The organism is Microbacterium sp. Marseille-Q6648 (assembly GCF_943181415.1).
GTDB lineage: Bacteria > Actinomycetota > Actinomycetes > Actinomycetales > Microbacteriaceae > Microbacterium.
Window position 1 is genome coordinate 1 of the sequence record NZ_CALPBZ010000003.1, and the last position, 13,132, is coordinate 13,132.

The window sequence follows — 13,132 nt, forward strand, 5'->3', positions numbered from 1 at the left end:
GGGCCGGGGCGCGCGCCGGAGCGTGCGGGGGCCGCGGCCTTCTTCTCGGCCGGTGCCGCGGCACCCGCCGTGCCATCGGCTTCGAGGGCCGCGCGCAGCTTGCGGGCCACCGGGGGCTCGATGGTCGATGACGGGCTCTTGACGAACTCGCCGAGTTCCTTCAGCTTGGCCAGAGCGACCTTGCTGTCGACGCCGAGCTCGGAAGCGATCTCGTGTACGCGTGGTTTTGCCACAATTCTCCTGTCTTGGGGGCCTACCCCGGACAGGGCAGACCGTCAGTCGCGGACGGGTCTCATTTCGAGCCGTTCACTTCTTGTCCATAGCCGTTCAGCCGTTTCTCGATGGTCTGCGTGTTCAGCGGGCCCGATACACGCAATGCCCGCACGAACGCGCGGCGCCGCACCGCGGCGTTCACGCATTCGGACGTCTCGTGCACCCACGCGCCCCGCCCCGGCATCGATGCCCGCTCGTCGGGAATGACGGCGGAATCCACGCAGACCACCCTGAGGAGGGCGGATCGGGGGGCACGCGTGCGGCAACCGACGCACGTTCGTACGGGCTCCATGTTACACCCCGGACCCGCGTGGCCGGTCAGCCCTCGTCGAGGATGCTGTCGGGCTGGATGTCGATCTTCGCGCCCGTGAGCTTCGCCGCCAGGCGGGCGTTCTGCCCCTCCTTGCCGATCGCGAGGGAGAGCTGGTAGTCCGGCACGAGGGCGCGGACGGCCTTGGTACCGGCATCCAGGACGAAGCTGGACGTCACCTTCGCCGGTGAGAGCGCGTTCGCGACGAACTTGGGCAGTTCGGGGTCGTAGTCGACGATATCGATCTTCTCGCCGCCGAGCTCCTCGGTGACGGCGCGGACGCGTCGTCCGAGTTCGCCGATGCACGCGCCCTTGGCGTTGATGGCGGGATCGTTGGCCTTGACGGCGATCTTGGTGCGGTGGCCGGCCTCCCGCGCGAGCGAGACGATCTCGACAAGGCCCGCCGGGATCTCGGGCACCTCGAGGGCGAAGAGCTTGCGGACGAGTCCGGGGTGGGTGCGCGACACGGTGATCTGCGGGCCCTTCGTCCCCTTGGAGACACTCGTGACGTAAACACGCAGGCGCGAGCCGTGCGCGTAGTCCTCGCCCGGCACCTGCTCTTCGGGCGGCAGGATCGCCTCGACGGAGCCGAGGTCGACGTGGACCATGCGCGGGTTCGGACCCTGCTGCACGACCCCCGCGACGATGTCGCCCTCCTTGCCGCGGAACTCGCCCAGCACCGCGTCGTCGGCGATGTCTCGCAGCCGCTGGCTGATGACCTGCTTGGCGGCGAATGCGGCGATCCGCCCGAAGTCGTCGGGAGTGGTCTCCTCTTCGCCGATGACCGCACCGGTGTCGTCGACCAGGGGGACGAAGATCGCCACGTGCCCGGTCTTACGATCGACGGAGGCACGGGCGCCGTCGGCGAGTTCTCCGTCGGCGGAGCTGTGCTTCGCGTAGGCGGTCAGGATCGCCTGCTCGATGATCCGCACCAGTTCGTCGAGGGGAATCTCCTTCTCGCGCTCGATGGTCCTGAGAAGTCCGAGATCGATGTCCACGCTTGCCTCCGTATTCAGCTCTCACCGGCACGCCGAGCGCACCGGAACCCTACAACGTTACCCGATGCACGAGCGCCTCACGGCGTGATCCCGTAGCGCCCGCAGTCGTCGATCGGGGCTCCGCCGCCCTCGAACCGGTCCTCGGTCCAGCGCACCAGGAACGGCAGGAAGCGCGAGCCCGGCAGCAGGATCCCCTGATGATCGGTGTCGCGGTAGATGCCCCATGACACCTCCGCTCCGTCCGTGCACGCCCGGTCGACGAAGTCCTGCTGGAGCTGTGGGGGGATGACCTCGTCGGCGGCCCCCCACGCCACCAGGAGCGGTTCGTCGAAGGGGCCCGTCACGGCGTTCTGCGCGAGCCGCGCTCCCAGCGGCCCGCCCGTCAGATCGCCGACGTAGAGCGGCCGATCCTCGGACACGCCGAGCGCGGCCAGCACCGACACGATGACGCCGGGCTCGCTCGGGCAACGCGTGGTCATCTCGCGGACGATGGATCGCGCCCCGGGAGCGACGTAGTCCGTCAGTTCGACGTCCGGATACGTGTCGGCGTAGGGGACGAGCACCCACGAGATGAGCACGGTCAGCAGCGGCGAGGCATCGCCGTCGGTGAGCTCGCCGGCCAGGGCGAGGGGGTCGGTCACCGGGGCCAGCGCCGCGGTGCCGACGATGTCGAGCTCCGGGGTGTATTCGGCGGCGAGCTGCGCGGACCACAGCGCGGCATGGCCGCCCTGCGAATGACCCCACAGCGCGACCCGGTCGCTGAGCCAGACCCCGAAGGCCTCGTCGGCCGCTCTCACGGCATCCAGTGCCGACTGCGCCTCCCCCACTCCGATCAGGTACGGGAAGACGCCGGGTGCCCCCTGGCCTGTGTAGTCCGGGGCCACCACCACCCAGCCGCGTTCGATCGCCTCGTCGAGCGCGGGGATGGCCCAGCGCGTCGCCGAGGCCTCGCGCAGACTCGGCGCGCAGCCGCGCGCGACACCCGTCGTGCCGTGGTTCCACAGCACCACGTCCCGCGGCTGCCACGAGACACCGTCGGGGATGATCACCAGCGCGCTGCCGACGGCCGGCTGACTGCGTGCGTCGATCGTCGTGTACAGGATGCGGCTCACCGTCGCCCCCGGAGGCTGTCGCCCGTCGAAGTCGTCCTCTCGGATGAGCGCTCCGTGCTCTCTGGGAACCTCGGCCGGCGGATCGTAGAAGGAGCCCACGACGGGCGCGCCGTCGGAGAGCCACTCGTTGACCCACCACGCGCCCGACGCGGTCAGGACCAGCACCAGCGAGAGAGCGAACCGCCCGGCATCCGCCCATCTGGTCGCCGCGCGCGTCGGACGTCGTGGTCGTCCCGCGCTGTCGCGCCGGGCGACCAGGCGCCGGCCGCCGCGCACGGCGAGTGAGACGCCGAAGACGAACGTGCGGACCCCGAAGACGACGGCGACGACGAGGACCGTCACATCGGGCCAGGTGAGGGCCAGAACACCGAAGACCAGCTGGGCCGCCCCCCACGTGGCGGCGAGCACGCGCACGCTCGCACGACCGCGCGTGGTCGCGTCGCCGAGGGATGCCAGACCGCCCAGCACCAGGAGCACCGCCAGCGCGGCGGGTGCCAGATCCAGGCTGCGGCCGAACCAGACGATGACGGCGAGACCGACCAGCACCCAGGCCGAGGCGAGGGCGCGGTGCCACCAGGCGCGACCGGTGGGCGCGGCGAACTCCCAGATGCCCGAGACGATGGCGCTGACCCCCACGTACAGCGCGAGCACGAAGAGGGAGGTCAGGGGGCGCAGGGCGATGAGCGCCCCGAGTGTGGCGAGGGCGATGCCCACCAGCAGCACCACGCGGGGATGCGCGCCCTCGACCAGGCGCGGCAGCACGCTCCACCGCATCGGGCGCGAGCGTGGGCTGCGATGTGCCATCCCGCCCATGGTATGTCTCCGACGACGGTGGCCCGCCGACGCGGCCGCCGCCATACTGGGGCGATGGATGCGGCTAACGACTGGCTTCTGCTGTGGGGCGACAACCTGTGGACCTGGGCGGTGCTGCCGGTGGTGGTGCTGCTGGGGCTCTACTTCACGATCCGATCCGGAGTGGTGCAGTTCCGGCTGCTGCCCGAGATGTTCCGGACGCTCACAGACAAGACCCCGCGGACGACCGACGGCAAACCGCAATCGGTGTCGTCGTTCCAGGCCTTCACGATCTCCGCCGCCTCGCGGGTGGGCGTCGGCAACATCGCGGGCGTGGGCACCGCCATCGCCATCGGCGGACCCGGAGCGGTGTTCTGGATGTGGCTCATGGCCTTCATCGGCGGCGCGTCCGCCTTCATCGAGTCCTCGCTCGCGCAGCTCTACAAGACCCGAGACAAGGACGGCTTCCGCGGCGGTCCGGCGTACTACATGCAGCGAGGGCTGGGCGCTCGGTGGATGGGCATCCTCTTCGCGATCATCCTCATCATCTGCTTCCCGATCGCGTTCAGCTCGCTGCAGGCCAACACCATCCAGGCGACGATATCGGGAAGCTTCGGCGATGACGCCGTGGGCTGGCTCCCGTGGGTCATCGGCATCTCGCTCGCGGTGCTCATGGCGCTGGTCATCTTCGGCGGCGTCCGCCGCATCGCCTCGGTCACCCAGACGCTCGTCCCGGCCATGGCGCTGCTCTACCTGCTCCTCGGCCTGGTCATCGTGGCGATCCACATCGAGCGGCTCCCGGAGGTCTTCGCGACGATCTTCACGCAGGCCTTCGGTCCCAACGAGGTCGTCGGCGCGACCCTCGGGTACATCATCCTGACCGGCGTCAAACGGGGCATGTTCTCGAACGAGGCCGGGCTCGGCTCGGCGCCGAACGCCGGAGCCAGCGCCGCGGTCACCCACCCTGTGAAGCAGGGGCTCGTCCAGACGCTCGGCGTGTACTTCGACACGTTCCTGGTGTGCTCGATCACCGCGTTCATCGTGCTGGTGTCGGTGCCCGACCTCGCCGGGGCCGAGCGGGGCATATCGCTGACCCAGGGGGCGATCGTCGGCGCGCTCGGCGAATGGTCGAACGTGCTGCTGAGCATCATCATCTTCCTGCTGGCCTTCAGCTCGATCCTCGGCAACTACTACTACGGCGAGTCGAACATCGAGTTCATCACCCCGCGACCGGGCGTGCTGCTGGGCTACCGGATCCTCGCCGTGGTGGCGGTCCTCGTGGGCTCGATCGTCTCGGCCGACCTGGTGTGGAACTTCGCCGACGGGGCGATGGGCTTCATGGCGCTCGTGAACCTCGTCGCGATCGCCTTGCTCTCGGGTGTCGCCTTCCGCCTGCTGAAGGACTACACCCAGCAGCGGCGCGAGGGCCGCGACCCCGTGTTCACGCGCGACCGGCTGCCCGATGTCCGCAACATCGAGGTGTGGGAGGACGAGCTGTCGGTCACCGGCCCCATCGACCTTCCGGTCAAGCGCCGTCAGGCGGAGAAGCACCGCGACCACCTGCACCACGCGCCCCACCAGGAGTGACGGCGCGCACCTCGAGCCGGCGCCCGTCCCCGGCGAAGCATGCGGCGCGACTCGCGGTCAAGCCCTGTTCCTGTGAACGCCCTGTGCTTCTATCCTGAGCCCATGAACCAGACGCACAAGCAGGTGGCCAGATCGGCCTCCTCCTCCCCCGCCCTGCGTGTCCTCGCCCGGACCGGCTACGCCGCGAACGGCGTCGTCCACATCCTGATCGGCGCGATCGCGCTCACCATCGCCCTCGGGGGCGGCGGGTCGAGCGATCAGTCCGGCGCGATGAAGGCCATCGCCGGCGCACCCGCCGGCTTCGTCCTGCTGTGGATCCTGGCTCTCGGCCTCTTCGCCCTGGCGCTCTGGTACATCATCGAGGGCATCCTCGAGCCCGGCCAGGGCAAGGACAAGTGGACCGACCGTCTCGCCAGCTTCGGACGCGCGGCCGCGTACCTGTTCCTCGGCGGGATCGCCGTCACCTTCGCCCTCGGCGGAAGCGCCAACAGCGAGCAGAGCACCGAGGACGCCACCGCCGGCATCCTCCGCATGCCGGGTGGCGCGTTCATCGTGGGCCTCGGTGGACTCATCGTCCTCGGCATCGGCGGATACTTCGTCTACAAGGGCGTGAAGAAGAAGTTCCTCGAGAACCTCTCGCTCCCCGGCGGCAAGGTCTCGAACGGCATCACCAAGCTCGGCGTGGTCGGCTACGTCGCCAAGGGGATCGCGCTCGGCATCATCGGCATCCTGCTCATCGCCGCGGGGGTGACCTCCGACGCCGAGAAGGCTGCCGGCTTCGATGGTGCGCTCAAGAGCCTCCTCGACCTGCCGTACGGGCCGTGGCTCCTCGGCGCGGTCGGAGTCGGACTCATCGCCTACGGCGTCTTCCAGTTCGCTCGGGCACGCTACACCCGGCTCTGATCGATCCCGACCCTGCGGCGAACGGGGGCCTGCGGCGCGATGCCGCAGGCCCCCGTTCGGTCACACCCGGTGAACCTGCACGACCGAAGGCCGGGGCGCGTTGGGTGCGTCCCCCGGTCCGTCCGCGCCGTAGTCGGGGAACCGCGACCGCGGCTCGGCGAAGGTGCCGTCCTCACCGGGATGCTGCACCGCGACGAGCACGATCCCCTCGGCGTCGTGGATGACCGGACCGCATGTCTCGGCATCCCGGGGAACGGCGAGGAACTGCTGGACGCGTCCCCGCTCGGGACCCTCGAGCGGGACCTTGAACAGCCCGTCGTTGCGACCGATGGTGCTCGGCGCGCCGTCGGTCGAGATCCACAGGTTGCCCTCGGAGTCGAATGCGACGTTGTCGGGGCACGAGATCGGTGACACCTGGTCCTTCGGGAAGCCCGCGAAGTAGGCGTTGTCGAACGTCGCCGGGTCGCCGCACAGCAGCAGGATGCTCCAGCCGAACGTGTCGCCGGACTGCCCCGCCGTCTCAGTGAGCTCGATCACGTGACCGTAGCGGTTGCCGGTGACGGGGTTCGCCTCGTCCAGCGGCGCCGCGGAGCCGCGCTGGGTGTTGTTCGTGAGGGCGACGTACACCTTGCCGGTGAGGGGGTTCGGCTCGACGTCCTCGGGTCGATCCATCTTCGTCGCGCCGACGCGGTCGGCGGCCAGGCGGGTGAAGACCAGCACCTCCTCGATCGTCATCCCCGGCACGGCGCTCGCCCCGTCGCGGGTGAGCGGGATCCACTGGCCGCTGCCGTCGAACGCACCGTCCGAGGGCAGAGCTCCCGAGCCGGTGATCTCGGCTGCGGGCGAGTCGCCGAAGAACTTCGCGACGTACAGGTCCCCCTCGGCGAGGAGATCGAGGTTCTTCTTCCGCGAGCCCGAGATGCGGTTCTTCGAGACGAACTTGTAGAGGTAGTCGTTGCGTTCGTCATCGCCCATGTAAGCGACGACGCGCTTGTCCTCGGCGACGATGACGTTGGCGCCCTCGTGCTTCATCCGGCCCATCGCGGTGTGCTTGCGCGGCGTGGACGTCGGGTCCTCGGGGTCGACCTCGACGATCCAGCCGAACCGGTTGGGCTCGTTGACGTACCCGGGGTCGTGGCTGTTGAAGCGGGGGTCCCACGACTCCCACCCGGTCGAGGTCGAGAAGCTCGACGACCCCTGGTAGCGCCGCTGGCCCTCGGTGGCGGCGTTCCAGGCGAAGTAGCCGTTGAAGTTCTCCTCGCCCGACAGAACAGTGCCCCACGGCGTCGTGCCTCCCGCGCAGTTGCCGAGGGTGCCCTTGACCCGACGGCCGGTGGGGTCGCCCGCCGTCGTCATGAGGGCACTCCCGGCAGCGGGTCCGGTGATCTCGAAGGGCGTCTCGACGGTGATGCGCCGATTGCGGCGTCCGTCGATCTCGTACGTCCACGGGTCGCCCACGCGCGTGCGCCTGACCTCGACCACCGACAGGCCCTGCGCAGCCTTGAAGATCTCGCTGCGCCGACGGATCTCCGCGGGGTCGGACGTGGGAGGGAACATGATGCCGGGATTGACGTACTCGTGGTTCACCACCAGCGTCCCGCGCTTTCCGCTCGGGTCGGCCACGATGTCGAGGTAGTCGCAGTTGTAGCCGAACTGCCCGGCCTGGGCCTCGGGGCTCTGGGCGTCGATGTCGAACAGCGGCGCCGACGAGAAGAGCGGATCGCCCCATCGGATGATCGGACGCCAGGTGTAGCCCTGGGGGACGGTGAACGCATCCACCGAGCTCGCGACCGACTCGATCGGGTCGAAGGCGAGCGAGCCGGTGCCCGGCCGCGCGAACGCCACGCCGGCGCCGCCGGTTCCCGCCGCCACCGGACTCGACGCGGGCGCACCGGCGCGCAGCCCCGACACGGCGACGGCGACGGCGGCCGCGGCACCCATGCCCAGCAGCGCCCGACGGGACAGGGCCGCCGAGGCGACGTCGCGGAAGTGCTCGTTGGCGGAGGTGTTGCACTCGGGGCCGAGGCAGGCGTTCGCGCACTTGTACTGGCACGTGACGGCGGATCGCTTGCCGCGGACGTGGTCGAGCATGGGAAGCGATCGACGACGGTTCTCGATGGAAGACACCGGTCATCCTCTCTCTAGGGGTCGGATCGACCCTTTCGAGAGAGGGCGACGACGACCCCACGCGCAGATGAACGGCGTCCGTCAGCCAGCCGAACGGGTGGCGACGGCGTCAGCGCACCGCGAGCGCCGCCACAGCCTCGTCCACCGACAGCACCTCGCGCTCGCCCGTGCGACGGTTCCACAGCTCAACCTGGCCGTCGGCGGCGCCGCGACCGACGATCAGGATCCGCGGGACGCCGATGAGCTCGGCGTCGCCGAACTTCACCCCGGGCGACACCTTGGGCCGGTCGTCGTAGAGCACGTCGAGGCCCGCCGTCTGGAGGGCGTCGGACACCTCGGTGGCGAGCTCGAACGCCACCGTGTCGCGTCCGGTCGCCACCACGTGCACATCGAACGGCGCGACCGATTCCGGCCATACGAGGCCGCGCTCATCGTTGTTGAGCTCGGCGAGGATCGCCAGGATGCGGGTGACGCCGATCCCGTACGACCCCATGGTGACGGTCACCAGCTTGCCGTTCTCATCAAGGACCTTCAGCCCGAGCTTCTCGGCGAAGAACCGGCCGAGCTGGAAGACGTGACCGATCTCCATTCCGCGCGCGAGCTCGACGGGTCCGGACCCGTCGGGCGCCGGGTCTCCGGCGATCACCTCGGCGACCTCGACCACGCCGTCGGCGACGAAGTCACGGCCGGCGACGAGGCCGTGCACGTGCTTCTGGTCGATGTTCGCTCCGGTCACCCAGGCGGTCCCGTCCACGACCCGAGGGTCGACGAGATAACGGATGCCGGTGGCCGACTCCTCGCCGAGGACAGCACCGTCGGGCGCCCACGGGCCGATGTAGCCCTTCACCAGCGCAGGGTGGCGGGCGAAGTCGGCTTCGGTGGCGGCTTCGACGGCCGCCGGCGCGAAGGCCACCTCGGCCCGCTTGTCATCGACGTCGCGATCCCCGGGCAGGCCCACCACCACCAGCTCGCGCGTGGCGTCGGGGTGGGTCAGGGCGAGGACGACGTTCTTGAGGGTGTGCGCGGCGCTCCATGTGGTCGCGTCGGCCGTCGCCGGACCGGCCACACCGGGCTCCGGCGCGGGGAGGTGGGCCGCGCAGTGAGCCACGAGGGTCTGGATGGTCGGGGTGTCGGGCGAATCGAAGACCACGGGTGCCGGAAGCCCGTCGAACGGGATGGGAGCGGGAGCGGCCGTGGTGAAGGCCTCGACATTGGCGGCGTAGCCTCCGGCCGAGCGGACGAAGGTGTCTTCGCCGACCGTGGTCGGGTGCAGGAACTCCTCGCTGCGGGCGCCTCCCATGAGCCCGTTGTCGGCGGCGACGATCACGTACTCGAGTCCGAGGCGGGTGAAGATGCGCTCGTAGGCGTCGCGCTGGGCCTGGTACGAGGCTTCGAGTCCGGCGTCGGTGTAGTCGAAGGAGTAGGCGTCCTTCATCGTGAACTCGCGTCCGCGCAGGAGCCCCGCGCGGGGACGCGCTTCATCACGGTACTTGTCCTGGATCTGGTAGATCGCCAGCGGCAGATCCTTGTACGAGGCGTAGAGGTCCTTCACGAGGAGCGTGAAAAGCTCCTCGTGGGTCGGCGCGAGCAGATAGTCGGCCTCCTTGCGGTCCTTCAGCCGGAAGATGCCGTTGCCGTAGGCCTCCCAGCGCCCCGACTCGCGGTACGGCTCGGCGGGCACCAGGGCCGGGAAGTGCACCTCATAGGCTCCGGCGTCGGCCATCTCGTCGCGGATGATCGCCTCGATGCGCGCCTTGACCCGCAACCCGAGCGGCAGCCACGTGAAGATTCCGGGCGCGGTGCGGCGGATGTAGCCGGCGCGCACGAGCAGCCGATGACTGGTGACTTCCGCGTCGGCGGGGTCTTCGCGGAGCGTGCGGACGAAGTAGTGCGAGAGACGTGTGACCACGAGGCACAAGTCTAGGGCGGGCGGATGCCGCGTCCGGCCGTAGCCTGAACCGATGACGACTGTGCTTCTGACCGGGTTCGAGCCCTTTGGGGGCGACTCCTTCAATCCGTCGGGCGCGGCCGTGGGGCAGGTGGCGGCGTCGTGGACGGGATCCGCCGAGCTGGTCGTGGACGTGCTGCCGGTCGCGTTCGCGGGGGCGGCGAACCGGATGCGCGAGCTCATCGCCCGCCACTCCCCCGACGTCGTCCTCGCCGCCGGCCTGGCCGGCGGCCGCACCGCGGTCGGCGTGGAACGCATCGCGGTGAACCTTCTCGACGCCCGCATCCCCGACAACGACGGCGAGCAGCCGGTGGACGAGCCGAGCACTCCGGGCGCCCCTGCTGCCCGGTTCGCGTCCCTCCCGGTCAAGCGCATCGTGCAGGAACTCGGTGGTGCGGGAATTCCTGCGGAGCTGTCCCACTCGGCCGGCACCTACGTGTGCAACCACGTCTTCTTCACGGCGCTGGACGCCGCACCGGCCCCTTCCCGGTCAGGGTTCGTGCACGTGCCCTGGTCGCGGGAGCACGCCCCGACCGCCGACGCGGCATCCCTGCCCTTCGCGGACATCGTCCAGGCGATCGGGATCGTCATCGATGCCAGCCTCTCGGACGAGGACGATCTGCGTCTGCCGGGCGGTGCGGTGCACTGAGGTCAGCGCGGAGTCGCGCCCAGACGGAGCACTCCGCGGACGAGAAGTCCCGCCGCGAGCGCCCAGAACGCCGCACCGATGCCGGCGGCCTGCACTCCTGACGCCGCGACGAGCAGCGTCACCACCGCCGGAAGACGTTCACCGGGCTCGTCGACGGCCTGCTGCACCGCCGAGCCGAAGGCGGCGAGGAGCGCCACGCCCGCGACCGCCGGAACGACGCCGGCGGGTGCCACGAGGAGGAGGGCCGTGAGGACGGCGGACAGGCCGCCGAGGGCGATGGCCGTGACCCCGGTCGATACGCCCGCCACCCACCGTCGACGTGGGTCGGGGTCGGCGTCGGGCGCGGCGGCGAGGGCGGCGCTGATCGCCGCCAGGTTGATCGCGTGCCCACCGGCGGGCGCCCCCAGGGCGGTTCCGAGGCCGGTGACGAGCATCGCCGGCCGCCACGGCACGTGGTAGCCGTAGCTGCGCATGATGGCCACGCCCGGCACGTTCTGGGACGCCATCGTGACGAGGAAGAGCGGCAGCGCCAGGCCGAGCACCGAGCCGACCGTCAGAGACGGCGCGGTGAACTCGACGCGGGGCACCAGCGAGGACGACGCCACCGCCGCATCGGTGAGGGCGATGTCGATGCCGATGACCGATGCCGCGGCGACGAAGGCGAGCGGCACCGCCCACCGCGGGGCGAAGCGGACCGCGAGAAGCCATGTCGCCAGCACCGGCGCGACCGCCCACGGTGTCTGCATGAGCCCGCCGATCGGCGCGAGGCACAGCGGCAGCAGGACTCCCGCGAGCATCGCCTGCGCGATCGATGGCGGGATGCGGGCGATGAGGCGACCGAGCTGCGGCCACAGGGCGGTGAGGAGGATGAGGGCTGCCGTCACGAGGAACGCCCCGACCGCCGCCGACCATCCGCCGTCGACGCCGCCGCTCGCCGCGAGGACCGCCGCCCCCGGTGTCGACCACGCGACGGTGACCGGCATCCGCGTCCGCCACGCCAGGATGATCGAGGCGACCCCCATCGTGACGCACAGCACGAGCAGCCCGCTCGCGGCCTGGGCGGACGACGCTCCCACCGCCGCCAGCCCGGTCAGGACCACGGCGAAAGAGCTCGTCACCCCGACGAGCGCTGTCACGATGCCAGCGATGATGGGCCGGGACAGGGGGCCATTCGCCGGCGCGGGATCGGGCAGGGTCACCCGGTCACGGTAGCGCGTCGCCGCCGGGGCGGCGGACGGTCAACTCGTGACGACCTGGGCCGTTCCGATGCCGGCTTCAGGACCCATCTCGGCGGCGAGGCGGTTCGCCTCTTCGATGAGCGTCTGGACGATGTCGGCCTCGGGCACGGTCTTGATGACCTGCCCCTTGACGAAGATCTGGCCCTTGCCGTTGCCCGATGCCACGCCGAGGTCGGCTTCCCGCGCCTCCCCGGGACCGTTCACGACGCAGCCCATCACGGCGACCCGCAGCGGGACGGTCATGTCCTTCAGACCCTCGGTCACATCATCGGCCAGCGTGTACACATCGACCTGCGCGCGCCCGCACGAGGGACACGAGACGATCTCGAGCTTGCGCTCACGCAGGTTGAGCGACTGCAGGATCTGGTGTCCGACCTTGACCTCTTCGGCCGGGGGCGCCGACAGCGATACCCGGATCGTGTCGCCGATCCCCTCGCCGAGCAGGATCCCGAAGGCGGTCGCGCTCTTGATCGTGCCCTGGAAGGCGGGGCCGGCCTCGGTCACACCGAGGTGCAGCGGCCAGTCGCCCATCGCCGCGAGCAGACGGTAGGCCTGCACCATGATCACCGGGTCGTTGTGCTTGACCGAGATCTTGAAGTCGTGGAAGTCGTGCTCCTCGAACAGCGACGCCTCCCAGCGAGCGCTCTCGGCGAGCGCCTCGGGGGTCGCTTTGCCGTACTTCTGCAGCAGCCGCGGGTCGAGCGACCCTGCGTTCACGCCGATGCGCAGCGACACACCGGCATCCGATGCGGCCTTGGCGATCGCGCCGACCTGGTCGTCGAACTTCCGGATGTTCCCCGGATTGACCCGGACAGCGGCGCATCCGGCGTCGATGGCCTGGAAAACGTACTTGGGCTGGAAGTGGATGTCGGCGATGACCGGGATCTGGCTCTTCTTGGCGATGATGTGGAGCACATCGGCGTCGTCCTGCGACGGCACGGCGACGCGCACGATCTCGCAGCCGGAGGCGGTGAGCTCGGCGATCTGCTGCAGCGTCGCGTTGATGTTGGTCGTCGGAGTGGTCGTCATCGACTGGACGCTGACCGGGGCGTCTCCGCCCACCAGGACCTTGCCGACCTTGATCTGTCGGCTCTTGCGACGCGGAGCGAGGGTGTGGGGGACGTTCGGCATTCCGAGGTTCACGGCGGGCACGTCTCCCAGCCTACGCCGCGGCCCGGCGGGCGGCGCCGTCATC

The 13,132-nt window shown here is 70.2% G+C and carries 11 protein-coding genes; 3 read left to right on the forward strand and 8 right to left on the reverse strand.

Going from position 1 to position 13,132, the window contains the following annotated elements:
- The 4 genes from NFR93_RS10250 to NFR93_RS10265 all read right to left on the reverse strand — a co-directional run.
- The coding region (locus NFR93_RS10250) for a translation initiation factor IF-2 N-terminal domain-containing protein (RefSeq protein WP_251453061.1) at positions 1 to 233 on the reverse strand (233 nt) is incomplete at its 3' end.
- Between the two features lie 59 nt (positions 234 to 292).
- On the reverse strand, positions 293 to 493 hold the full coding sequence (locus NFR93_RS10255; RefSeq protein WP_251453063.1) for a YlxR family protein: 201 nt from the start codon (positions 491 to 493) through the stop codon (positions 293 to 295).
- 98 nt (positions 494 to 591) lie between these two features.
- Positions 592 to 1,581 carry a transcription termination factor NusA gene (gene nusA, locus NFR93_RS10260; protein WP_251453074.1) on the reverse strand — a complete coding sequence of 330 codons (990 nt, stop codon included), beginning with the start codon at positions 1,579 to 1,581 and terminating at the stop codon, positions 592 to 594.
- A 77-nt stretch (positions 1,582 to 1,658) separates the two neighbouring features.
- Positions 1,659 to 3,497, reverse strand: coding sequence for a lipase family protein (locus NFR93_RS10265; RefSeq protein WP_251453075.1), 1,839 nt, complete (start codon positions 3,495 to 3,497; stop codon positions 1,659 to 1,661).
- 63 nt (positions 3,498 to 3,560) lie between these two features.
- On the opposite strand from NFR93_RS10265, the gene NFR93_RS10270 reads away from it, so the two are divergent.
- Together NFR93_RS10270 and NFR93_RS10275 are read left to right on the forward strand one after the other, a co-directional pair.
- Entirely contained in the window at positions 3,561 to 5,072 is a 1,512-nt protein-coding gene (locus NFR93_RS10270; protein ID WP_251453077.1) for an alanine/glycine:cation symporter family protein, read from the forward strand.
- Between the two features lie 102 nt (positions 5,073 to 5,174).
- Complete coding sequence (locus NFR93_RS10275) at positions 5,175 to 5,975, forward strand: DUF1206 domain-containing protein (RefSeq protein ID WP_251453079.1); 801 nt, start codon at positions 5,175 to 5,177, stop codon at positions 5,973 to 5,975.
- A gap of 60 nt (positions 5,976 to 6,035) precedes the next feature.
- Here the strand turns inward: NFR93_RS10275 and NFR93_RS10280 are convergent, their stop codons facing one another.
- On the reverse strand, positions 6,036 to 8,066 hold the full coding sequence (locus NFR93_RS10280; RefSeq protein ID WP_251453579.1) for a PhoX family protein: 2,031 nt from the start codon (positions 8,064 to 8,066) through the stop codon (positions 6,036 to 6,038).
- A gap of 145 nt (positions 8,067 to 8,211) precedes the next feature.
- Positions 8,212 to 10,011, reverse strand: a complete 1,800-nt coding sequence (locus NFR93_RS10285; protein ID WP_251453082.1) for a proline--tRNA ligase — start codon at positions 10,009 to 10,011, stop codon at positions 8,212 to 8,214.
- Positions 10,012 to 10,063: 52 nt separating this feature from the next.
- Between NFR93_RS10285 and pcp the strand changes: the two genes are divergently transcribed.
- Positions 10,064 to 10,699 (forward strand): pyroglutamyl-peptidase I, encoded by a 636-nt coding sequence (pcp, locus tag NFR93_RS10290; RefSeq protein WP_251453083.1) that lies wholly within the window; start codon positions 10,064 to 10,066, stop codon positions 10,697 to 10,699.
- Between the two features lie 2 nt (positions 10,700 to 10,701).
- On the opposite strand, the gene NFR93_RS10295 is transcribed toward pcp, so the two are convergent.
- Together NFR93_RS10295 and ispG are read right to left on the reverse strand one after the other, a co-directional pair.
- The gene (locus NFR93_RS10295) at positions 10,702 to 11,892 is read right to left on the reverse strand and encodes a benzoate/H(+) symporter BenE family transporter (protein ID WP_502846289.1); all 1,191 of its coding nucleotides are present in this window, start codon (positions 11,890 to 11,892) and stop codon (positions 10,702 to 10,704) included.
- A 45-nt stretch (positions 11,893 to 11,937) separates the two neighbouring features.
- On the reverse strand, positions 11,938 to 13,089 hold the full coding sequence (ispG, locus tag NFR93_RS10300; protein ID WP_251453097.1) for a flavodoxin-dependent (E)-4-hydroxy-3-methylbut-2-enyl-diphosphate synthase: 1,152 nt from the start codon (positions 13,087 to 13,089) through the stop codon (positions 11,938 to 11,940).
- Positions 13,090 to 13,132: the final 43 nt, after the last annotated feature.